23 protein-coding genes and 3 pseudogenes are annotated in these 22,157 nt (G+C 56.3%); 12 read left to right on the top strand and 14 right to left on the bottom strand.

Annotated features, from left to right (window positions below):
* Both accB and IQ241_RS21980 read left to right on the top strand, forming a co-directional pair.
* Positions 1–286 (top strand): acetyl-CoA carboxylase biotin carboxyl carrier protein (accB, locus tag IQ241_RS21985; RefSeq protein ID WP_193911374.1); only part of this gene is annotated, 286 nt, incomplete at its 5' end.
* Positions 287–663: 377 nt separating this feature from the next.
* Entirely contained in the window at positions 664–1,065 is a 402-nt protein-coding gene (locus tag IQ241_RS21980) for a hypothetical protein (RefSeq protein WP_193911372.1), read from the top strand.
* A gap of 105 nt (positions 1,066–1,170) precedes the next feature.
* Here the strand turns inward: IQ241_RS21980 and IQ241_RS21975 are convergent, their stop codons facing one another.
* The 3 genes from IQ241_RS21975 to IQ241_RS21965 form a co-directional block, all read right to left on the bottom strand.
* On the bottom strand, positions 1,171–2,094 hold the full coding sequence (locus IQ241_RS21975) for an FTR1 family iron permease (protein WP_193911370.1): 924 nt from the start codon (positions 2,092–2,094) through the stop codon (positions 1,171–1,173).
* 178 nt (positions 2,095–2,272) lie between these two features.
* Positions 2,273–3,220, bottom strand: a complete 948-nt coding sequence (locus IQ241_RS21970; RefSeq protein WP_193911368.1) for an isopenicillin N synthase family dioxygenase — start codon at positions 3,218–3,220, stop codon at positions 2,273–2,275.
* 63 nt (positions 3,221–3,283) lie between these two features.
* Positions 3,284–5,182, bottom strand: a complete 1,899-nt coding sequence (locus tag IQ241_RS21965) for an SLC13 family permease (RefSeq protein ID WP_193911366.1) — start codon at positions 5,180–5,182, stop codon at positions 3,284–3,286.
* A gap of 225 nt (positions 5,183–5,407) precedes the next feature.
* Between IQ241_RS21965 and purL the strand changes: the two genes are divergently transcribed.
* Positions 5,408–7,747 carry a phosphoribosylformylglycinamidine synthase subunit PurL gene (purL, locus tag IQ241_RS21960; protein WP_193911363.1) on the top strand — a complete coding sequence of 780 codons (2,340 nt, stop codon included), beginning with the start codon at positions 5,408–5,410 and terminating at the stop codon, positions 7,745–7,747.
* Positions 7,748–7,990: 243 nt separating this feature from the next.
* Positions 7,991–9,520, top strand: coding sequence for an amidophosphoribosyltransferase (purF, locus tag IQ241_RS21955; RefSeq protein WP_193911361.1), 1,530 nt, complete (start codon positions 7,991–7,993; stop codon positions 9,518–9,520).
* A gap of 4 nt (positions 9,521–9,524) precedes the next feature.
* On the opposite strand, the gene IQ241_RS21950 is transcribed toward purF, so the two are convergent.
* Together IQ241_RS21950 and IQ241_RS21945 are read right to left on the bottom strand one after the other, a co-directional pair.
* Positions 9,525–9,830, bottom strand: coding sequence for a (2Fe-2S) ferredoxin domain-containing protein (locus IQ241_RS21950; protein WP_322743745.1), 306 nt, complete (start codon positions 9,828–9,830; stop codon positions 9,525–9,527).
* Positions 9,831–9,835: 5 nt separating this feature from the next.
* On the bottom strand, positions 9,836–10,309 hold the full coding sequence (locus IQ241_RS21945; RefSeq protein WP_193911359.1) for a 2TM domain-containing protein: 474 nt from the start codon (positions 10,307–10,309) through the stop codon (positions 9,836–9,838).
* 257 nt (positions 10,310–10,566) lie between these two features.
* On the opposite strand from IQ241_RS21945, the gene IQ241_RS21940 reads away from it, so the two are divergent.
* Together IQ241_RS21940 and IQ241_RS21935 are read left to right on the top strand one after the other, a co-directional pair.
* Positions 10,567–10,863, top strand: coding sequence for a hypothetical protein (locus IQ241_RS21940; RefSeq protein WP_193911357.1), 297 nt, complete (start codon positions 10,567–10,569; stop codon positions 10,861–10,863).
* Between the two features lie 54 nt (positions 10,864–10,917).
* A complete protein-coding gene (locus IQ241_RS21935) occupies positions 10,918–11,184 on the top strand; it encodes a hypothetical protein (protein WP_193911355.1) in 267 nt (88 codons plus the stop codon).
* Positions 11,185–11,187: 3 nt separating this feature from the next.
* Here the strand turns inward: IQ241_RS21935 and IQ241_RS21930 are convergent, their stop codons facing one another.
* Together IQ241_RS21930 and IQ241_RS21925 are read right to left on the bottom strand one after the other, a co-directional pair.
* Positions 11,188–11,376 (bottom strand): CPXCG motif-containing cysteine-rich protein, encoded by a 189-nt coding sequence (locus IQ241_RS21930; protein ID WP_193911353.1) that lies wholly within the window; start codon positions 11,374–11,376, stop codon positions 11,188–11,190.
* 5 nt (positions 11,377–11,381) lie between these two features.
* Complete coding sequence (locus IQ241_RS21925; protein WP_193911350.1) at positions 11,382–13,013, bottom strand: alpha-D-glucose phosphate-specific phosphoglucomutase; 1,632 nt, start codon at positions 13,011–13,013, stop codon at positions 11,382–11,384.
* Positions 13,014–13,238: 225 nt separating this feature from the next.
* On the opposite strand from IQ241_RS21925, the gene IQ241_RS21920 reads away from it, so the two are divergent.
* Positions 13,239–14,219, top strand: coding sequence for a hypothetical protein (locus IQ241_RS21920; RefSeq protein WP_193911349.1), 981 nt, complete (start codon positions 13,239–13,241; stop codon positions 14,217–14,219).
* On the opposite strand, the gene IQ241_RS21915 is transcribed toward IQ241_RS21920, so the two are convergent.
* On the bottom strand, positions 14,178–14,993 hold the full coding sequence (locus tag IQ241_RS21915; RefSeq protein ID WP_193911346.1) for an MOSC domain-containing protein: 816 nt from the start codon (positions 14,991–14,993) through the stop codon (positions 14,178–14,180). The genes IQ241_RS21920 and IQ241_RS21915 overlap by 42 nt on opposite strands.
* Positions 14,994–15,062: 69 nt before the next feature.
* Between IQ241_RS21915 and IQ241_RS26770 the strand changes: the two are divergent.
* From IQ241_RS26770 to IQ241_RS26765, 3 genes and pseudogenes are all read left to right on the top strand, one after another.
* Positions 15,063–15,185: pseudogene (locus tag IQ241_RS26770) on the top strand (BrnT family toxin); the annotation flags it as partial.
* Positions 15,163–15,462: a hypothetical protein gene (locus IQ241_RS21905; protein WP_228021967.1), complete on the top strand. Its 300-nt coding sequence runs from the start codon at positions 15,163–15,165 to the stop codon at positions 15,460–15,462. The pseudogene IQ241_RS26770 and the gene IQ241_RS21905, both read left to right, overlap by 23 nt.
* A gap of 275 nt (positions 15,463–15,737) precedes the next feature.
* Positions 15,738–16,679 (top strand): annotated as a pseudogene (locus tag IQ241_RS26765) (IS630 family transposase).
* A gap of 178 nt (positions 16,680–16,857) precedes the next feature.
* On the opposite strand, the gene IQ241_RS26240 reads toward IQ241_RS26765, so the two are convergent.
* Positions 16,858–17,199: a TonB-dependent receptor plug domain-containing protein gene (locus IQ241_RS26240; RefSeq protein ID WP_193911342.1), complete on the bottom strand. Its 342-nt coding sequence runs from the start codon at positions 17,197–17,199 to the stop codon at positions 16,858–16,860.
* 30 nt (positions 17,200–17,229) lie between these two features.
* Positions 17,230–17,553, bottom strand: coding sequence for a hypothetical protein (locus IQ241_RS21890; protein ID WP_193911340.1), 324 nt, complete (start codon positions 17,551–17,553; stop codon positions 17,230–17,232).
* Between the two features lie 623 nt (positions 17,554–18,176).
* Between IQ241_RS21890 and IQ241_RS21885 the strand changes: the two genes are divergently transcribed.
* Positions 18,177–18,602 (top strand): YidH family protein, encoded by a 426-nt coding sequence (locus tag IQ241_RS21885; protein ID WP_193911338.1) that lies wholly within the window; start codon positions 18,177–18,179, stop codon positions 18,600–18,602.
* A 698-nt stretch (positions 18,603–19,300) separates the two neighbouring features.
* Positions 19,301–19,534, top strand: coding sequence for a Nif11 family protein (locus IQ241_RS25770; protein WP_228021965.1), 234 nt, complete (start codon positions 19,301–19,303; stop codon positions 19,532–19,534).
* 73 nt (positions 19,535–19,607) lie between these two features.
* On the opposite strand, the gene IQ241_RS21880 is transcribed toward IQ241_RS25770, so the two are convergent.
* The 4 genes and pseudogenes from IQ241_RS21880 to IQ241_RS26760 all read right to left on the bottom strand — a co-directional run.
* Positions 19,608–20,108: a GAF domain-containing protein gene (locus tag IQ241_RS21880; protein WP_193911336.1), complete on the bottom strand. Its 501-nt coding sequence runs from the start codon at positions 20,106–20,108 to the stop codon at positions 19,608–19,610.
* An 11-nt stretch (positions 20,109–20,119) separates the two neighbouring features.
* Positions 20,120–20,692 (bottom strand): response regulator transcription factor, encoded by a 573-nt coding sequence (locus IQ241_RS21875; RefSeq protein WP_322743744.1) that lies wholly within the window; start codon positions 20,690–20,692, stop codon positions 20,120–20,122.
* A 20-nt stretch (positions 20,693–20,712) separates the two neighbouring features.
* Complete coding sequence (locus IQ241_RS21870; protein WP_193911333.1) at positions 20,713–21,249, bottom strand: CBS domain-containing protein; 537 nt, start codon at positions 21,247–21,249, stop codon at positions 20,713–20,715.
* Between the two features lie 303 nt (positions 21,250–21,552).
* Positions 21,553–21,853: pseudogene (locus IQ241_RS26760) on the bottom strand (NADH-quinone oxidoreductase subunit B family protein); the annotation flags it as partial.
* Between the last annotated feature and the right edge of the window lie 304 nt (positions 21,854–22,157).

Below are 22,157 nucleotides of genomic sequence, written 5' to 3'. Positions count from 1 at the left end.
GGCAGATATTCCCCCTCCGCCCGCCCCATCCGTCAAGCCGACAGAGAATTTCCTCAAGATTACCTCGCCCATCGTAGGGACCTTTTACCGGGCTCCCGGCCCAGACGAAGCCGCTTTTGTCGAAGTGGGCGATCGCATTCAGGCGGGGCAAACGGTCTGCATTATCGAAGCGATGAAGCTGATGAATGAGCTAGAAGCAGAAATTTCCGGCGAAATCGTAGAAGTGCTAGTCGAAAATTCTGAGCCGGTCGAATTTGGCCAAACCCTGATGCTGGTTCGTCCCTGATAGCCTCTGAAAACCGTTATTCCGGGCTGAGCAGCGGCGTTCAAATCTGAGATTTCCAGACTCCGTCATCTAACGGTTTATCTATAAATGAAGACAAATGGGGTAAGCTACTGGGCAACCACCGGCTTATTCCGCAGTCCCGACGCAAACTCGTCCGGTGCGCTTTGACAAGATTTGTTATCTTGTAAAGGACTTAGACTAGCTCGAGCGACCGGAACTCATTCATCATCGGTCCAGGCAGTGGACCAGGAGGTGACGCAGGCGATAGTGCAGCATACCTGGTCATTCATCGGGCAAAAGACCTGACCCATCAAATTTCGGTCTTTTCTTGAGCAGATTTCAAGGACACAGCACCTAGAAGCACGTAAGGAGAAAATATGAAAGAGGGCATTAGGAAAGACAGTCCGCGGCAGGAGTATTCTGCCAATCCCAGAGCCACGACCTATTCTTCCTCAAATCCCAGCCGACTGTATCAGCGTTTAGAAGAAGCTCTCCATTCAGGTAGCGAAGTATGGTTCAGAATGCCGGGAACTCGGCTAGTAGGCATTCCCATCTTCCTGGACGCCGAATACGTTGAAGTCGTCGATGTCGATGTATCTGAAGGTTTCGAAGACGACGATCTGCCCGATGATCCCTACCAGAGGACGGTTTGGCTGATTCGTCTGGGTGAAATTACCGCCATTTCCTATGCAACTGACCGCTGGTCGAAGGAGCGCTTTGAGCGGCTGCTCGAAGAGTCGCAGCAGGGTTCGGCCGATGCTACGGATGAGTCGCCGTAGCAGGCGCAGCGATAGCACAGCTATTTCAGACCCCTTTATAGATAGCTCAGCGGGGTATGGCGTGAGTCATACCCTTTTTGGTATCGGCTCGTCGGGCAGTCTGCCTCAGGAATTTGTCGCAGTCTGCTGAGTTCCGCGGCCTGTTACCTGACTCAGACTGCGAAAGTAGCGTCCGCCGACCAGCGCCAGAAAGGAGCCATAGGCAATTATCTGGCCTAGATAAATCTGGTCGCGGTAGCCCATCAGCGCCTTCAGGACGATGCCCGGAAACGTTTTGTCGGGCAGCACCTGGCTGGCATCCCAAACCTGCGGCCCGAGAATGCAGGACTGGGTCGAAAAGCACAGATCCGACCGGACCGGATCGATCTGGCTAATCGCCGCAAAAGCAGCATCCAAATTTTTGCAGGCGGAAACCACCAGCCCCGCCACAATCAGCAGCAGCAGCACGCCCATCGTCTGAAAAAACAGGCGCACGTCAATCTTGACGCCGCCTTTGAAAATCGCCAGCCCAATCGCCGTCGCCCCAATCACACCCGCGATCGCGCCTGCTACCCCGATTGGGCTCTGCTGCAAATTGCTGAATAAAAACAGTACCGTCTCGAAGCCCTCCCGCAGGACAGCAATGCAGACCAGGCTAAAAATGCTCCAGCCTGCCGTTTCGTCAACCAGAGCCGACTGCAATGAGCCCTGAATTTCAGCCTTGAGCGATCGCGCCTGCTGGGTCATCCAGATCAGCATCCAGCTCAGCATAATAATCGCGATCGCCGAAAACAGCGTCCCCAGCAGCGGCTTCACCACCGACTCTAGGCTCGGCAGCGCCGCTTGCACCTGCTGAAGGCCCAGTGCCAGAAAAATCCCAATCAGCACACTGCCGATTAAACCCGCGGTCACACCGCCATAGACCCAGCGATTCAGCTCAGAACGCCCGGCTCGGTTCAGACAGGCCAGCACAATGCCCACTACCAAAGCCGCCTCCACCCCTTCTCGCAGCGTAATGATAAAAGTCGGCAGCGCCGGTGTCAGGTCCACAGTTAGAATCCTTACTCAGTTAGTTCAGGCATCTATTATAGAAAGAACACCCCGTGGGAGCATGGCAACCATGCCCCTACTCCATCACTCATCCACCCATCCACTCCATTACCCATTCACCCTGTAGGCAATGACCTTGCTGCGCGGGTAGGTATGATACCTACCCCTACCCACCCCATCACTCCCTAGCCAGCCCAATCTCCGCCAGCCGCCGCCCCAAATACTCCCCCGCCGTCTGCGTCGGAAACGACACCCGCCCGCCGGTCCGCGCAACGCATTCAGGCCGCGGCGTCAGGTCAAAATCAGGCCGGGGATGGACAAAAAACGGCATAGAAAAGCGGCGATCGCGGCTGTTAGCCGGATTCGCCACCCGGTGAGTCGTGCTCTTCAGCAGGCCGTTGCTCAGCGCCTGGAGCATATCCCCCGTATCGACGACAATCTGGCCAGGGTCGGCGGCGACCGGCAGCCAGGTGCCGTCGGGTCGCAGCAGCTCTAGCCCTGGTGTCGTTGCCTCGCAGAGCAGCGTAATCAGGTTGATATCCTCATGGGGTGCAGCTCGCAGGCGATCCGGCTCAACCTCTGGCGGAATCGGCGGATAGTGAATGACCCGCAGTAGCGTATTGCCTTCCTGGGCCTGAGCCGCAAAAAAGTCCGAGGGCTGCTCCAGATAGCGGGCGCAGGCCGCTAGCAGATGGGTGGCGCAGATCTCCAGCTGCTGGTAGAGCGCCTGCATGACCGGGCGAAACTGGGGCACTTCCTTCGGCCAGATATTGATTAAGTCTGTCGTAGACGGCTGAGCGGCTGGCTCCCGGCCAATGTGCCAAAACTCCTTGAGGTCAGGCGCAGGCTGGTCTTTCGCATGTTCCCGACCAAACCGGATAAAGCCCCGCTGTCCATGGCTATCCGCTAGCTCGTAGCGCAGCTTAGCTGGCTCAGATAGGGCAAAGAAGGCTTCCGCCGCGCTGTAGGCCGAGTCAATCAGCCGCTGCTCGACGCCGTGGTTGACCAGCACAAAAAAGCCCAGGTTCTGAAGCGCCTCTCCCAAATCCCGGACAAACGCCTCCCGACTGACGCCGCCAGCCGTGAAGTCACTCAGGTCCAAGACTGAGATAGATTGAGCGCTCATTGCTGATGTTAGATTGCAGCTTCTGGACTAGCCTCAGGCAGCGTCCCAGAACCTGTATTGTAATCAAAACGGAAAAACCCGCGGCGCCAGCAAAACCGTCAGCACCCAAAAAATTAGATTCAGCGGCAGCCCAATCCGCATAAAGTCGCCAAAGCGATAGCCGCCCGGGCCGTAGACCATCAGGTTCGTCTGGTAGCCAATCGGGGTCGAGAAGCTGGCCGAAGCGCCGATCATAATCGCGATCGCAAAGGGCATAAAATCGACTCCCAAGCTTTTCGACACCGCCAGCGCAATCGGAAAAACCAGTACTGCGGCCGCATTATTGGTAATCACCTCGGTCAGGATAGATGTAACTGCGTAGACCGCCGCCAGCGCCATCCAGGGATTTTGTCCGGCCAGGCCAATGAAGGCCCCGGCCAGCGTCCCGGCTGCCCCTGTCGTCTCCAGCGCCTGACCAATGCCAAGCGCCGCCGCAATTACCAGCAGCACCGACCATTGCACATTGCCCAGGGCGTAGCCCGCCCCGCTACAGCGAGCGAGCACCATTACCATGGCCGCTAGCGTCGCCGCCTGAAGCATATCCATCCAGCCAAAGGTCGCCAGCGCCACCATCGCTACCAGAATTCCCAGCGCGATTGGGGCCTTCTGATGGCGTAACGGCTCTGAGTTGGGCACATCGCTGACCAGATAAAAGTCGCGCGAGGATCGCTGCTGGGCTAAGAACGTCGGCGGCGCTTCCAGCAGCAGCACATCCCCCGGCCTGAGGATGATGTCGCCAATTTTGCCCTGCAAGCGCTCACCGTTGCGAGCCACCGCTAGAATGACCGCGTTGTAGCGATTGCGAAACTGACCTTTGCGAATCGTCTGCCCGGCCACCGGGCAGGTATTAGAGACCACCGCCTCAATCAGTCGCCGCGCCGTCGGGGGGACGTCGAGTTTTTCAACCTGGTTGGTCGCGGGAACCAGTCCGCGCATTTTCTTTAGATCGACAATGGAATCGACAATGCCGACAAAGATCAGCTGGTCATGCTCCTGCAGCTGCTCCTGGGGGCTTACCGCCGGAATCACCTGCCCCGCCCGGACAATTTCGCCTAAAAACAGCCCCGGCAGATGGCGCAGACCGGCCTTTTCGATCGTCTTACCTGCCAGCGGACTGCCCGCTTCAACCACCATCTCGACCTTGTACTCGCGGGGATTGTCCTGCTCGCTCAGGGCGGGCTTGCGATTGGGCAGCAGCCAGCGGCCTGCGGTCAGCAGGTAAGCCGCTCCGATGAGGGCGCAGGGCAGGCTGACCCGGGTGATATCAAACATATTCATCCCTGGGTAGCCTGCCTTTGAAATCAGCAGCCCGTTCACGACCAGATTGGTGCTCGTGCCAATCAGCGTGCAAATGCCACCAAAAATCGCCGCGTAGCTGAGCGGAATCATCAGCTTCGACGGGCTGATCCGCAACTTTCGCGCCCAGTCGCTGACTACCGGCACAAACATCGCGACCACCGGCGTGTTGTTGAGAAAGGCACTCATGCCCAGGACCGGAAAAATCAGCCGTACCAGGGCAGAAAACAGCCCCTTGGGCAGGCCCAACACATGCTGAGAGACCCAGTTCAGCCCGCCCGTCTGCTGTAGCCCCGCCACCACCACGTAGAGCACCCCGACGGTCACCATGCCCGGATTGCTAAACCCAGCTAGGGCATCCTCTGCACCAACGACCCCAGTGACAAATAGAATGCCGAGCCCGCCTAGAAAAATCACCTCCGGCGGATAGGAGGTCAGCGCATTCAGCCAGAGCGTCGCCACCATCACCGCAATCGTCAGCCAGGCCTGCCAGGACAGGGTGAGGGTAATAACGGTATAGATCAGCGCGATCGCGACTACCGAACTCACCGCAACGATCAGTATCGCCATTCCTAGATTGGGAAACTTTTGCGCGATCTGCTGCTTGAAAAAACGGGCGGTCAGCATAGGGTTCAAAGACCTGAGCCAGAGACAACAAAAGCAAACGGAGAAAGCAAGCAAGGTTCGACCCAAATTGTATCCTGTTGCTCTAGCCGGAGCTTAAATTTTCTAACGGGATTCTGCTGACTTCATCAAGTCTTAAAGGCAAAGGACTTAAAGTCAGTCGCGATCGCCCGCCGCAGTAGAATAGTATCCGGCTTCATTCTGCGCTCAACCCAGCGCCTATTTTCTATGACGACTGTGCTCCCGACCCAGGCAGAGATCGCGGCGGCTGGCCTGAAGCCGGGCGAGTATGAAGAGATTGTGCGACGGCTGGGACGGCAGCCCAACCGGGCCGAGCTGGGCATGTTTGGGGTGATGTGGTCAGAGCACTGCTGCTACAAAAACTCCCGACCGCTGCTGAAGCAGTTTCCGACGTCGGGCGATCGCATTCTGGTTGGCCCCGGCGAAAATGCGGGCGTGGTGGATATGGGCAACGGCATCCGGCTGGCCTTTAAGATCGAGTCCCACAATCATCCTTCGGCAGTGGAGCCCTTTCAGGGTGCGGCTACCGGCGTCGGCGGCATTCTCCGCGACATTTTCACCATGGGGGCGCGCCCGATTGCCGTGCTCAACTCGCTGCGGTTTGGCGCCCTAGACTCGGTCCGCACCCGGCAGATTTTTAACGGCGTAGTCGCCGGGATCGCCCACTATGGCAACTGCTTTGGGGTGCCGACGGTGGGCGGCGAGGTCTACTTCGACCCAGCCTATGCGGGCAATCCGCTGGTGAATGTAATGGCAATCGGCCTGATGGAAACGCCGGAAATTGTCAAATCGGGGGCGGCGGGAGTCGGCAATCCGGTGCTTTACGTCGGCTCAACCACTGGGCGGGACGGCATGGGCGGGGCCAGCTTTGCCAGCGCCGAGCTGAGCGACCAGTCCGAAGCTGACCGGCCCGCTGTGCAGGTGGGCGACCCGTTTTTAGAAAAGTCTCTGGTCGAAGCCTGCCTGGAGGCGTTTAAGACCGGGGCCGTCGTCGCGGCTCAGGACATGGGCGCGGCCGGGCTGACCTGCTCCACCGCCGAGATGGCGGCGAACGGCGGCGTCGGGATTGAGCTAGACCTGGATAAAGTGCCGGTGCGCGAATCGGGGATGGTGCCCTACGAATATCTGCTGTCGGAGTCGCAGGAGCGGATGCTGTTTGTTGCCCAGGCCGGACGCGAGCAGCAGCTGATTGAGATTTTTCAGCGCTGGGGGCTACAGGCGGTGGTAGCCGGGACGGTGATTGCAGATCCGATCGTGCGGATTTTATTTCAGGGCGCAATCGCGGCGGAAATTCCCGCCACTGCCCTGTCCGACAATACGCCGGTCTACCCCCGCCAGGTGATATCGCCGCCCGCTTACGCCCAGACGGCCTGGGCCTGGACCGAGGCCGAGCTTCCCCCAGCTTCTGCCGAGGGCATTGCCGACCAGTCCTGGAATCAGGTGGTGCTGACCCTGCTGGGCACGCCGACGATTGCCTCCAAGCGTTGGATCTACCGGCAGTATGACCATCAGGTGCAGAACAATACGGTGCTGCTGCCCGGCGAGGCGGATGCGGCAGTGGTGCGGCTGCGATCGCAAATAAATCCTGACGCCGCAGGCGCCAACTCTGGCGTCGCGGCAACGGTGGACTGCAATGCCCGCTATGTCTACCTGAATCCCTACGAGGGCGCGATCGCCGCCGTCGCCGAAGCCGCCCGCAACCTCAGCTGCGTCGGGGCCGACCCGATCGCCGTCACCGATAATCTCAACTTTGGCAGCCCCGAAAATCCTATCGGCTACTGGCAGCTAGCCGAAGCCTGTCGGGGTCTGGCCGAAGCCTGCCGCGCCTTTGCCACGCCGGTCACCGGCGGCAACGTTTCGCTCTACAACGAAACGTTGGACAGCCAAGGTAACCCCCAGCCGATCTATCCCACGCCGGTGGTGGGAATGGTGGGTCTGGTGCCCGACCTCAGCCAGGTCTGCGGCCAGGGCTGGCGGTCGGTGGGCGATCGGATTTATCTGCTGGGCCTGCCGACAGAGCAAACGGGCCAAGAAACGGGCCAAGAAACAGGTCAGGGAACGGTGACCTTGGGCGGCTCGGAATATCTCAAAGAGATCCATCAGACCGTCGCCGGTCAGCCGCCTCAAACCGAACTGGCGCTAGAGCTGAAGGTGCAGGCGGCCTGCCGGTATGGCATTCGTCGGGGCTGGGTGCGGTCGGCCCACGACTGTAGCGAGGGCGGGCTGGCGATCGCCCTGGCTGAAGCTTGCATTAGCGGCCAGAAAGGCGCTACCGTGCAGCTGACGACGGGGAACCAGCGCGGGGATACAGTGCTGTTTGGCGAAGGCGGTGCTCGAATTATCCTATCGGTCGCTTTAGCCGACAGCGCTGACTGGGAAAGCTACTGTAGCCAGCAGCTGTCCGGTCACTGGCAGCGGCTCGGCGAAGTCAGTGAGACCGATCTGACGATCCGGGCGGGCGAACCGTTAGAAACGCGGGTCCACCTATCGGTAGCGGAGATGGCCCATCGGTGGAGCAGCGCAATTGAAAACGCGATCGCCCGTTAATATTTCCTTAACCTCAAATAAGGGGGATGACTGTGCCTTTTGGTTCAACAGATTAGCCCAGACAGGTGCTAGGATCGGTCTAAGGGTTAAAAAAGGATTAAGTTTGTACAGAACTTTTGTCCTGGACCCGGCGATATTTTTCCAACTTTCCACCCGGTTGATATGTGTTTAATCGCTGCTAGTGAATCCGAAGCCTCGGATTGCTAGCAGTTTTTGATTGGCCTGATTTGGAGCTCAAAGCAGATGTCTCAGCTTGCCGCTTATTCCCCCGCTGACGAACTTCAGGACAGCCGTCCTGACAAGCCCGAAGAAGCCTGTGGCGTCTTCGGCGTCTACGCTCCCGCAGAAGACGTGGCGACGCTGACCTACTTTGGCCTTTACGCCCTCCAGCATCGCGGCCAGGAATCGGCTGGGGTTGCTACCTTTAACCGGGGACAGGTCCATTCCTACAAGGGCATGGGGCTAGTGTCCCAGGTCTTTGACGATGAAATTCTGCGGCAGCTGCCGGGGCAGTGGGCGGTGGGCCATACCCGCTATTCCACCACCGGCTCTAGCCGCATGGTCAACGCCCAGCCCGCCGTGCTAGACACGCGCCTGGGGCAGATGGCGCTGGCCCATAATGGCAATATCGTCAACGCCAATAGCCTGCGCGATGAGCTGCTGAAGCGCGATCACGAGCTGCTGACCACCACCGACTCCGAGCTGATTGCTTTGGCGATGGTCGAAGCAATTGCCGAAGGGCAGCAGGACTGGATCGGGGGCGCGATCGCGGCCTTTAAGCGCTGCGAAGGGGCCTTCAGCCTAACCATTGCCACCCCGGAGGGGCTAATCGTCACTCGCGACCATCGCGGCATTCGCCCGCTGGTGCTGGGCTATATCGGCAGTCAGGATCCTCAGGACGGCCCCGGACAGTATGTGGTCGCTTCGGAGACCTGCGGGCTTGACATTGTTGGCGCTCAGTACCTGCGCGACATTCGGCCGGGGGAACTGCTGTGGATTGATTCATCTGGCCTGAAATCGGTGCAGTGGGCTGAGGCCGAGCGCAAGCTCTGCGTATTTGAAATGATTTACTTCGCCCGGCCCGACAGCGTTTTTCACCATGAGAGCCTCTACAGCTACCGCAAGCGGCTGGGCCAGCAGCTGGCCAAGGAATCCCCAGCCGAGGTGGATCTGGTGATGCCGGTGCCGGACTCGGGGGTGCCAGCGGCGATTGGCTATTCCGAAGCGGCGGGCGTGCCCTATGCAGAGGGGCTAATCAAAAATCGCTACGTCGGGCGGACGTTTATTCAGCCAACCCAGACGATGCGAGAAGCGGGTATTCGGATGAAGCTCAACCCGCTGCGAGACGTGCTGGAAAGTAAGCGAATTCTGGTCGTGGACGACTCAATTGTGCGGGGAACAACCAGCCGCAAGCTGGTGAAGGCGCTCTACGAAGCTGGGGCCGCCGAAGTCCACATGCGAATTTCTTCGCCGCCGGTCACCCATCCCTGCTTCTACGGCATCGACACCGACAGCCAGGACCAGCTGATCGCCGCTACCAATTCGGTGAAAGAAATCGAGGCGCAGATTGGCGTCGTTTCCTTAGCCTACCTGAGCTGGGAAGGGATGCTCGCCGCCACGGGCGTCGATCCCAACAGCTTTTGCTCGGCCTGCTTTACAGGGAACTATCCGGTTGAAATTCCAGATTCGTTCCGGCAGTCGAAGCTGATTTTAGAGAAAACGCCCGAGAATACCCCGCAGAATATCCCAGAAAAAACCCCGGTTAAAGCGTAGGTCGTTAAGCCTGCTTCGCAAACGTGCGAGCGTGGAGCAGCCGCTGTACCGGCTGGCCTGCTAGTAAATGCTGTTCGGCAATTGCCGCGACGTCGCTAGGCCGGACCTGGGAATACCAAGTCCCTTCTGGCATCACGGCCACCATCGGCCCTGAACCGCAGCAGCCCATGCAGCCGCTGGGACGAACCGCCGTATGTATCAGCTCATGCTGGCAAAATTCTTTCAGTACCTGGGCTGAACCATCGCGGGCGCAGGTGCGATTTTGGCAGACATAGACCTGCCGCGGCTGAGACAGATTGGGTCGCTCCACCAAACCTAAGCACCCAGCAGACGATTGACAAACTTATTTACCGACTGCTTCACCCGCTGCCGCCGTCGCCAGTTTTCAAACTCGGTCTGATAGCGATAACCGCTGAGCTGGTAAGCCTTCCAGCCATGCAGCGCCAGAATCATGCTCCAAACTATAAAAACGAAAAGTGTTAGTGACCAAAGCCAACCAATGGGCGTAAGCAGGTTGAGCAAGAGCAAAAAGCCATTAACGATTCCGTAGCGGACCAGGTGATGCTGAAACTTTTGCTTACGCTGCTGGTTAAAAACAAACTGCTCGGCGGCTTCTCCCTTCAGGCTGAGCCATTCGCGCTCGGCTGAAAACAGCGTCTCTGAGGCGATCCCCAGCTCAGCGGCAATCTCCACCAGCTGGCTGCGGGAGAGTTCGCCCGACTCGGTTTCTTTTGCGATCGCGATTTGCAAAATCTGCTGCGCATCCTCAGACGCATAGAGCTCGGTCATAGCTTTAGGGAAGAACGTATATTTTAGTTATAGCGAATATTTGGCCCGGGCAACGGTAGGGGAAACCGGTATCGGGTCAGGTTTTTGAGGTTTAGAAATCGTGCCAGAGCCGTGGCACAGCGCTACCCATAGCGGTTTCATCACAGCGCTCGCAAACGGCGACTGGCGGAAAAGCCACTATATTAAAGCTGAGCAATCTTGAAGAAATGTAAATTTGCGTTCGCGGCGCCTGAGTTGGAACATGCACACATCGCGGTTTGGTACAGCCCCGAGTACAGCTCCAGCAGGCTAAAACCGATGCTGCTCGGCTACAGCGACTCGCCGATGCAGGGGCGATTTCAGAGCAAGCGGCAGAACAGGCACAGTTCGCTAAAGCTGTACCAGAGCAGGCGCTGCGCTCTGCCGAAGAGCAAATTCACACCCGGCAGCAGGCAGGCAGCGCGGCTCGCGGCCAGGTCGAGTCGCAGCGGGTCGTGATTGCCCAGGAGCGACAGATTGAAGCGCAGCTGATGATTTCGTATGATTGCGGTAGACGGCTTCCAGATTGGGTTTAAACCGGCTCAAGCCCGAGGCCAGATTTACCACAGGCGCTAGTTGGAGTTTTAACCATGACTATTTCTGCTTTAAACCATCTCATGAGCTACGTGATCGAAGGCTGGATGATCCTCAGCGCCGCCTCCGTTAGCTTCGGTTTTGTCCGCTATGTCGCCCGGCAGGTTCAGGCCGAAGAGCGGGCCGCCCAGGCAGAACGCGAACTCGCCGCCCTCCAGGCCGCCGAAGCGCAGAGAGTCGCTGAGCGGGCCGCCGTGTCAGAAAAGCTGGAGAAAGAGAAACAGGCCGCAGCGAAGACTTCGGTTTCAGTTTCGACTCGGTAGCTGCTACTCTTCATACTCCGTCTGTATCTCCACCTCCAGCGTCTCCTCATCAATGCTGACGTAGAGAATATTGGGCCGGCAGCAGACCTGGCAGTCCTCAATGTAGGACTGTGTGCCGCCGGCGCTGAGGTCCACAAAGGTGGTATTAGGCTCACCGCAGAAGGCGCAGACGTATTCTGCTGAGTTTTGCATAGCGGCTAGGTAATCACCGTAGGCTCGTCGCGGCCGGTAAGCTCGCGGATTTTGGCAAACTCGTCTGCCAGACTAATTAGCCCGCCCAGGGCAGCCTGAGTATCGACATCGTGCTTGGCGGGATCGGGCTCGTAACTTTCCAGGTAGAGCCGCAGCGTCGCCCCCTGAGTCCCCGTGCCGGAAAGACGGAAGACCATCCGCGAGCCGTCTTCAAAGCCAATCCGCAGACCCTGATGTTCGCTGACGCTGCCGTCAACCGGGTCGGTATAGCTAAAGTCGTCTGCGTATTTGACGGTGTAGTCGCCGAGCTTTTTGCCCTTGAGCTGGAGAAACTGCGATTTCACGCCATCCATCAGCTGATTTGCGGCCTGCGAATCGATGCCTTCGTAGTCGTGGCGGGAGTAGAAATTGCGGCCATAGGTCTGCCAGTGCTCGCGGACAATATCTTCCACTGACTGCTTACGGGCCGCCAGAATATTCAGCCAGAACAGGATTGCCCACAGCCCGTCTTTTTCGCGCACGTGGTCGGAGCCGGTGCCGAAGCTTTCTTCGCCGCAGATGGTAATCTTATCGGCGTCCAGCAGGTTGCCGAAGAACTTCCAGCCGGTAGGCGTTTCGTAGCAGTCGAGGCCGAGTTTTTCAGCCACCCGGTCTACGGCTTGGCTGGTGGGCATGGAGCGAGCGACGCCGGATAGGCCGTCGCGATAGCCCGGCACCAGGGAGGCGTTGGCGGCGATCAGGGCGAGGCTGTCGCTGGGGTTGACGAAGAAATTGCTGCCCAGAATCATATTGCGATCGCCATCCCCATCCGAGGCCGCGCCAAAGTCTGGCGGGCTGTCGCCAAACATCAGCTCGACTAGGTCATGGGCGTAGACCAGGTTGGGGTCGGGGTGACCGCCGCCGAAGTCCTCCAGCGGCTCGCCGTTCTGCACGGTGCCGGATTTTGCCCCGAGCTTGCCTTCCAAAATATCGCGGGCGTAGGGGCCGGTGACGGCGTGGAGCGAATCCATACACATTTTGAAATTGCCGCTCAGAAAGCTGCGAATCTGGTCGAAGTCAAACAGCGACTCCATCAGGGCGGCATAGTCGGTGACCGAGTCGATCACCTCGACGGTCATATCGCCGATTTTGTGGGTGCCGGTCTGGTCGAGGTTGATATCCTCGGCGTCTTCAATTTTGTATTCGCTAATTTTCTTGCTGTGTTCGAAGATGGCGTTGGTCACCTTCTCAGGCGCGGGGCCGCCGTTGCCGACGTTGTACTTAACGCCAAAGTCGCCCTCGGGGCCGCCGGGATTGTGGCTGGCTGAAAGGATAATGCCGCCAAACGCATCGTATTTGCGGATCAGGCAGGATGCCGCCGGAGTGGAGAGGATGCCGCCCTGACCGACCAGCACGTTGCCAAAGCCGTTAGCCGCCGCCATTTTTAAGATGGTTTGGATGGCCGGACGGTTGTAGAAGCGTCCGTCGCCGCCGAGGACTAGGGTTTTGTCCTGGTAACCTTCCAAACTATTGAAGATCGACTGAATAAAATTTTCCAGATAGTGCGGCTGCTGGAAGTCCGGCACCTGTTTCCGCAGGCCAGACGTACCCGGCTTTTGATCGCTAAAGGGCTGGGTCGAAACCGTTTGACTAGACACGCAATATCCTCCATAACCAACGGCAGCAGCTGGGGTCGAAAACCAAAACTGGAGCCAGATTTAGTTTAGTCTGTCCCGCGATCGCTGTCGCAATGCTTTTGATAGAAATGCCGACTCTAGCTTGCCGCAGGTATTCTGCACTACATCAGCGGTTCAACCTTCCTAATGCCCGAGAGTGGCTGGGGAATAAAGCTGGGAATACTGGATAGAAGTCAGGAAGAGCTTATGGATCGCCGCACCTTGATTGCCCAAGCTCGAAGCGGGGATACCGACGCGATCGCCGCCCTATTTTCCCAGTCTCTCGCGGTTCACGGGCTAGCGGTTGAGGCCGTTCGCCAGAGTCATCGGCTCATCCTCTGGCTAGAAGGGCCAAAAGTTCCAGCGCAGGCCCCGGTCATTGATTATCTGCGTCAGAGCCTAGTTAAGCTGCGGGTGCCATTCTTGACGACAGTGCTGGTTCATGCCCAGCCGTCAAAAGCCTCCGTACCTGTCTGGTCGGAAGAATTTTCACTCCCCAACGCAGTCTGGAATGAAGAGCCACCACAAAATCCGGATCCCCCAACCTCCCAGCCCGCCGCAAAAACCATCCCTGACGAGTACCGCTCCTCTGTCAAATCCCATGCTTCTTCTACCCGACCGCAGCCCATTGTGATTCGCTGGTCTGACTTTGACCCACTGAAGCTAGCCATAGTCGCCGTCATTGCCCTCTATGGTGCCCTATGGGCTATTGAACCCAGCTACAGCGGCTGGCAGGGACTGCTGCATTTCCCCGACCTGGCGATCCATGAAACGGGACACCTGCTGTTTTTGCCCCTGGGACACTTTTTAATGATTCTAGGCGGTTCCCTAACGCAGATCCTTTTCCCCGGCGTATTTACCGGCTATTTCTTATACAGTCGCCAGTTCTTTTCCAGCGCGGTGACGCTGTTTTGGACCGGCCAGAACTTCATGGACGTCGCCATTTACATGGGCGATGCGCCTTACCGCGAGCTGCCCCTGACCGTAGATAACATTGACGCCCACGACTGGTGGAACCTGTTCAATATGATGGGCTGCCTTGACCAGGCAGGACTGATTGCCGGTCTGACCCATGCGGTCGGCGTGCTGCTGTATTTAGCTGCTGTAGCTGCGGGGGTATGGTTTTCGAGAATAGAGCGGTCTCCCTCACTTCCGGCTGAGCACCTCAACCGGATCGCCCACCGCTAAAGTGCCTGAGCCGTGCTGGATCAGGTTTTGCCCAAACCAGATGGCGCTGTCCCAGCGGCGATAGGTGGACAGGGTTTGCATTGGTTCTTTTCCCCGTTCACCCGTGGACTGATCGACGGTCGGGATCGAGCAGCGGCTGCAGGGCTTGGCCACGTCAAAGACAATGTCGCCGATCCGAATCTGCTTCCAGGTATCTTCGGCCAGCGCCTCGCAGCCGCGAATTACCAGATTGGGCCGAAACCGATTCATCGGCACCGGGTCTGCTAGTTTCTGATTCAGGTCGGATAGGGACGCTTCGGAAATTAGCAAAAAGGGATAGGCATCGGCAAAGCTCACTAGCTTGTCTGGCCCAAACTCGCCATGCTCGGTCGGTCGGCGCGCCTCGTCGGGCATATAGACGAGCTGACAGGAAAAGTCTAGGAACTGGCTGAACCACTGCTGGCTTTGCGCTCCGGCTGAGAGGGCCAAAGTGAGATCGCCCCACACCTCTACCTCCGTCCGCCGCTCTAGAGCATCTGAGTCGTCATCGAAGGCCACCATCAGCTCCGGCATTCCCGGCGCAGTCACCCGCAGGCCATCTGCCGCCACGGCAACCTCAATCAGCGCCATCCGAGGAAACCGCCGCTGGGTAATAAACTTTCCTGCTTCATCCACCAGCATCCACCGCCGATCCAGCTGAAACCCCCGAGCCTCTACCTGCGCCTGCTCCAGCTCAACCCCCGCTGCCGACTTGATCGGGTAAATATGCAGTTCACTCAGCGCGATTTCAGCCATCGCTATCTCCAAACCGTTTGAGCATTGTGTATTCTTAAGTTTAGAGAAATTTGACCAGCTTGATGAAGTTCGAAGTTTGGACAGCTTTTGGCTGTTGCGCATACCGATCGAGGAGAAAGAATACGAATCATAAGTGCTCGAAAAGCAACCCGGCAGGAGCAAAGGTTTTATGAAGAAGGAAGTTGCGAATAAGATGGAAGACGAGTTACGTCCTGAGTATGATATAGCTCAGATGAAGGGCGCTATCAGGGGTAAGTACGTTGAACGATACCGCCAGGGAACAAACCTAGTGCTTTTAGAGCCTGATATAGCTCAGGCGTTTCCTACTGATGAAGCAGTCAACGAAGCGCTGCGGTTATTAGTCAAGGTTGCCAAACGTCAGCTACTCGATACAGCAGCTCAAGAAGCGACTCAGGACAGTAGCTCAACGATTGCCGTCAAAACAGACGATAGCGACTCAACTAACTAATCGAGTAGGTAAACGATGTCAAATAATACAAAATTTACTTTAATGTCTGCTGTCTCAACCGACCATTTGACGACTGGCAACGAGATCGATTGCGGTTTGAGGGGGAGGCAGTGCTCTTAATTCTAAAGCAAGTAAGAAATCACCGCTGGCAGCTGGTTATTAGTAAAGCTGTCGAGGCCGAGTTGGAAAGATTGTCTGATAAGTAGATAAACGGAATTAAACGTAGCGATGGAGGTAAGCTGAGAAGCATCCCCATAGAGCAGGACGTTTCAAGCATGTCAACCCCGCCATTACGAATCGAGTTAAGCCCAGACGAAGATCGCACCCTGCAAGACCTACGAGCTGCCGCCGGGATTTCTCAACGAACCAAAGACCGGGCAGAGGCATTGCGATTGAGCCATCGAGGGTGGACGCCCAACCAAATTGCAGAGTACCTAGGCTGGCAAGTGGCTACTGCCCGCCAGGCGATTCATCGCTGGCAGCAGGCGGGGTTGGGTGGCTTATGGGACAGGCCGCGTTCAGGACGTCCGGCCCGATGCACAGCGGAAATCCTATCGGCACTGGAGCAGCATCTGTCGGTGGAGGCGCTCACGGTCAACAGCCGTCAACTGGCAGAGCATCTAGCCGAGGTTCACGGCATTAGCCTCAGTCGCGGTCAGCTGCGGCGAATGCTCAAAAAAAAACTATCGGTGGAAGCGCACTCGACACAGCCACCGTCGCCGTCAAGACCCGGTGTTGCGAGCCCAGCGGCAAGCTGATTTGGCGTTTCTACAACAGGCAGCTGAGGACGGCTATGTCCGCTTGCAGTACCTTGATGAGACCGGCTTTGATAGCTGGAGTCCGGTCAGCTACAGTTGGTCATTGATGGGCACCCAAAAGGGTCAAGAGCAGACCGTACGCCGCAGTCGTCGGCTGAGTCTCCTTTGACTCTGGGAACCCGGACGGGCGTTGAGCTATGGCTTGGTCGTTGGCAGCTTAACCAGCGCGAGTTACATCCGCTTTATGACCTGGCAAGCGAGGCGGGCTCAACGGCTGTGGGAACGCACGGGGATGATCACCGTCGTGGTTCAGGATAATGCCTCAATTCATACCAGCAAAGTCGTGAAGCAGCAGCTCCCGATTTGGCAGGCTCAAGGACTGTATTGCTTTCAGCTACCGCCTTACTGCTCTGAGATGAATTTGATTGAAACAGAATGGCATCAGCTCAAAGCGCATGAGATTCGAGGGGCTATGTTCGAGCACACCTATGACTTGGAGATGGGGGTGATTGCTGGATTGAACCGCCGAGGAACTCAGGCGGGTTACGCGCTCAAACGCTTTAGTTTTGCTTCTAATCGGCGCCAATCCCAAATTCCTCACGGTCTAGCAGGGCTACGTTTATTTAGGGTCACCTACTTAGTAGTCATTTGAGGACAAGCCACCATAGCCTGAATAAGGTTCTACGCCAGGAACGTTATCAGCCAGCTCCTGTAAGCGCACAACCTGCCGATCTTCAATCACTTCTCTGGGAATCACCTGAATCGACAGAGGCAAGTCTTCTAGCGGAGCTTCAATTCGGGTTCCAGTAGTTGCGGTAGAAGGATCGTATCCCTCGTCTTGCTCTCCGGTGACCGCGATTTGGATTGCCTCATCGGCAGCTCCAGCCTGGGCAACGCCAGGCACTACGCTCAGAATTAGATTTCCTGCTTCTGAACTGATTTGAGCCGTAGGTGGCGCATCGGTTCCTGTAACTGCCACCTGTACCCCTCCATCGGGCAGACTCGTCACCTATACCAGGGCAATCCCTTCCGCTGGGCTAAATTGTTCGGCGGTAGCCTCGTCAGTTAGATTTAGCGTGGCATTGGGAATTTCAGTAATTAGGGCATTGCCAACTACGCGAGATTCACTCGCTGACAAAGGCTGATCCGAAATCAGAACGATATTCAGACCGGCTGGGGTTGAACTCGCCTGCACATCTGTAACCATAGCCGCTTCAGCCGCCACAGCCTGAGCCATCCAGTCATCGACCGCTAGCGCTGCGGGCTCCGGCTCAGAGACATCGGAAAACGAACTAGGTTGGGGCAGTTCACTGGTCGCGGGTTCTGCTGCCATCAACGCCGCTGGAGAATTTGCCCAAGCCGGCGGCGATAAAATTGCCGTTAGTAGCCCTGCCACCGTTAGCCCAAGGGAGCCTGCTTTCAACCCAATCATGCCTCACCCACACTATTGATATGAATTCTCAATTGAGAAAATCCTATAGCGAGTGATGGGCCGCATTAGTTCCCAGCCGGATCTTTTTCATTCCCAGCCGGATCTTTTTGGGAACGTGGAGTTGAGTCTGACCTGTGGCCGCTCGTGTTTGAGCTGAGAAAGGAAGCGCGTGAGCGCTAGTGCCGTTGCCGAGCCGGTCAGGTCCAAAGCGTCAGGGCAAACTTGGTCATATAGCTACCAATCCTAGAGACCAGCTGACCGAACCAGTTTAGATGAAGGTATGCATAGGCTCAGAATCAAGGTTTAGAATAATCAGAATCAAGGTTTAGAATAAATTGAGGGTCAAAGCTAGAGGGGATGACTTAAGGTTCAAAGCTGGAGGTACCATTTCAATGTCAGCAAATCTCGAAATCAATCGCCTATTAGTGCAGGAAGCGTTGGGGCTCGGCGAGCATCACACTGAAAAAAGCGATCGCGACTGCTTTTGAAAAGCTAGACTCAGCTGAGCCAACTGTACTGCATCGATGTCCCATTCAAGGAAACCCGACCGGCAAAGAGAACATCAGGCGAATGAGCGGACGTTTCTGGCCTGGCTGCGGACGTCAATTTCACTTATTGGCTTTGGGTTTGCGATCGCCCGCTTCGGAATATTCCTCCAGCAGCTTGAAGCGGTTACCGCTTCGTCCGAACCGCCAGCTTCAAATTCTCAGCTTTTAGGCATCGGACTGGTTATCTTCGGCATTGTGGTCATTATCTTAGCCGCCTGGCGCTACAATCGAGCCTTCTTACAGATTGAGCGAGGCTACTATCGTCCTAGCCGCTGGGCCATCTGGCTGCTCTCTGGTATTGCGACGCTGCTAGGGCTGCTGAGTATTCCGCTATTGATGCGACAGCCGTCTCCTACAAAACCCACGCCCAGCTCTAGCCCTTCTCAGCTTCGTAGATACTAGAGTCAAGTGGATAGGTAGCCTGGAACATATATTGGAGGGTGCGGGAACTAGCATGATCGCAGCTGCCTACTTGGAACGACTATCCGTTTCCTTGTGAAGCGCGTCCAGAAAACGTTTGGATGACATAACTTGAATAGCGTAACAGCACCCAAACCGGGTTACCGAGGAATTTCCTTGCAATACGTGAGCTTACCCGGAGATGGACAGAAGACACGCCGGTCTTCTCAGCCACATTGCTCCCTAACACCACTAATAGGAAATATCAGCTGCCTGCTTGAGTGCTGTTTTGGAATTGTCAAATGAACAGATACGGCTATCTATCTTTGACCTCCTTGTGAGTTGAAATAGAAGTCTTTTCAACTTCTGAATTTAGCATATCAAAGGAAGGACTCATCAGACTTTTCTTTGATATGAAAGTTCACGAACTTCGTCTTGCTGCTACAGGAAAAATCCATTAGAACGCCCTAGCAGAGGCGGATAACGCGCTCTTAGAGAACTTGCAAGACCGCCAAGGTTTACTCTTCTTATCATATTGAAGATTTTCTGACAAAAGAAAGCGTGTAGAATAGTAAGGCAGGACAGCACCCCGGTCTTTTGCCTTGTCCTGCGCTCGCACTAAGGTAGATGATTGTCATCTGATGATTGATATCCATAGTGATTTTGTTTGGGTTTTGCTCTGAGCTTTAGGAGACGTAATCATGTCAAATAGAAATGCTGCTCGAGTCTACAAAAATATAGAGAAAGCATACGCTAATCAAGCGAGAAAAAAGGCCCTAAGCGACCCGGAAACCTTTACAAAACTGGCTAAAGCTCGCGGCTATAACTTCTCGGTAGACGGTTTAGAGGCGAAGCTCAATCAGCTCTCTGATGAGGAGATTGCCGCCATTTTTAATCCAGGGATTCCACCCAGGCGTCATCTTTTCCCCAGATAGCGGAGCCTGCCGATCGTCTCATCCTTTATACTGGCCAATTAAACTGGCCAACCGTATCGTAAGTTGGCGCAAATTAGGTATTTACAGGATGCGACGGCCATCCACTTTGGTGAACTTGTGAGCATTGCCCAGCTGTAGAAACCAGAAGCAGCTTGCTCTGGCTAACGGCCTGCTGGAGGGCAATCCCGACTTCTTCACCAAAGCAGGGATCGCGAAGGGTGGTCGAGAGAATTGCGGTCCAGCCGGGACCTACCGATTCGGCAACGACCGTGCCCTGCCAGTCGGACCGAAACCGAAAGATAATCACCCGGTCGGTTTGCAGGAAACGACGCACCTGGTCTACTGCAACCTGCAAGATTTGATCGAGGTCAAGGGTTTGGCGAATAGAATCCGTGATTTGGGTCACTAGCTGCTCGCGGTCCAGCTGCTGTTGCAGCCGGGCTTCGGTCTGCTTGCGATCGCTAATGTCTCTTAGAATTGAGAGATGGCTGCCGCGGATAAAGTTTGCGGTTGCTGAAAATTCCGTTTCCCGTGTTGTGCCGTCGGGGCGATAGACCCGAAACTCCCCCGACATCTGGCCTTCTTCTAGAAATGTCTGCCAGATCTCAGCAAAATTGAGCGCTGGGTCGATAAAATCGCCAGCAGCTGGTCACCATAGGTAACCCTGCGGCTGCTCGGGTCGATCGCGAGCTTGCCCCACTGTAAAAGGGGTTTGGTTTGGGGGCCGCCGCGACGCAGTAGCGCCTGGACCCGTGCCATCAGCTCCTCTGGGTCAAAGGGCTTAACCACATAGTCATCTGCGCCGGCGTTGAGCGCGATCGCTTTTTGGCGGCTCCCGCCCTGACCCGTGAGCAGTAATATGGGAAACTGAAACCCTTTAGTCCGCAGCTGCTGACATAGGCCAATGCCATCTAATCGAGGCAGAACGACATCCAGAAGGGCTAGGTCATACTCATAGACCTCCGCCAGCTGTAGCCCGGCTTCCCCATCCGCAGCGGTATCAACAGCATAGTGATAGCTAGAGAGCAAATGCTGTAGAGTCTGTGCGACGGTAAAATCGTCCTCTACGACCAGAATTTTCACATTGACCTCCAAAGAGATTTTGGCATGGCCCTCGCTCCGCGTCACCGGGTCGATCACAACTCTGTTGTTCACCACAGCGGCTGTCCCCTATGGGTTCAGGCGTAGTGGGCAGCGTCTAGGCGCATGTCTTCAAGAATCTGCCAGGCTACGTCGCATTCCTGCTCGATCTGAGCGTCCTGGTCGTCAATAATGCGAGCATTGCCAAGGGCCTCTTGAATGCGCTGGGATAGCTCATCTCGGGGCGGTGCAGCCCCCGGATAGCCCTTCAGCAAAATGTCGGTGACCGAAACGATCCCCAATAGCTCGTCCTGCTCAATCACCGGCGCCCGATGCACCCCCGCCTCGGCTAGAATCTGCGCTACCTCCAACAGGGTGGCATGCGGCGGTACTTGGATGCAGGGTTGCCGCATAATACTGCTCACCCGCACGAAGCGAGGATTGTCGCCTTGGGCAATCACCTTATAAACAATGTCTTTTTCGGTCAAAATTCCATAGGGTCCCTTTTCAAACGCTTCCTCGACCACGAGCGATCGCACCCGCTTCGCCCGAATCAGCCAAATCGCATTTTCAACCGTAGCCGTCTTACGAATCACGACTACGGGCTGGGTCATAATGTCTCTAGCCTTCAGCATCGCTACCCCCTCGTCTGGCGAATTTATCCACATCAGTCGCCCCTTTAAGCTGCTGACAAGCTAGTTATAAATCAAGAGTTTGAGGAAGTTGTGAGGGTAGCGCTTCGGTACAGACTCTAGCGCGATCGCCACATACCCGATAGATTTAGACACCATGACCTTGAGTTGCGATCTCTGGGATTGATTCCAGCACCGAATATCCTATGGAATAAAAAGCCGCCTTGACCCTTTATAGCCCTCAATATCGAAAGCAATCTCAATGCTAAAACTTTGCCTCGATGAGCTTCCTCAGCGGGCTCTTTGCTAACCGAAGCGAATTAGATTGGAGCCTGATAATGACGGTCGATCGCCCCGAAGCAAGGGGCCAGTACAGCTTTAATCCGCTCGGCGTCGGGGGGACAGCCCGGCAGGTCGCAGTCTACGGTAACGACCTGATGAACGGGCATGACTCGGTCTACGAGGGGGGCGCCAGGTCACCTTTGGGCAGATGGGGCTGGCAGTCGGCCGCCAGGTAGGCGCGGTCGAGTACGGGGGCAGCGCTTCCCAGCGGGTTGCGCAAGGCGGCGACGCTGCCGGTGACGGCGCAGTCGCCAAAGGAAACGAGAAAAAGGACATATGGCAGCCCTAGCACCCCCCCTAGCCATGCTGTCGCCAGCTTGATTCGGTTCATAGGGCCTCCTGAATAAGCTTTAAATCAATCCCTGAGCACAACAGTAGGGAGAAATATGGTCCTAGGCTAGTAATCAAAGCTGAGTTAAAGAATTGAAATAAACAATTTTTCGTAACTACTCAGGCTTAATACTTTATGTTGATTGAGAGCATGTGCGAGTACATGAGTTAAAGTTTTGAGAGCATTGATTGAGTAGGCGGCATACAGTTGAGTCAGCGAGAGCCAAAACTGAATATCA

The organism is Vasconcelosia minhoensis LEGE 07310 (genome assembly GCF_015207255.1).
Classification (GTDB): Bacteria; Cyanobacteriota; Cyanobacteriia; order Phormidesmidales; family Phormidesmidaceae; genus Vasconcelosia; species Vasconcelosia minhoensis.
This window is presented reverse-complemented; position numbering and strand designations above follow the sequence as displayed.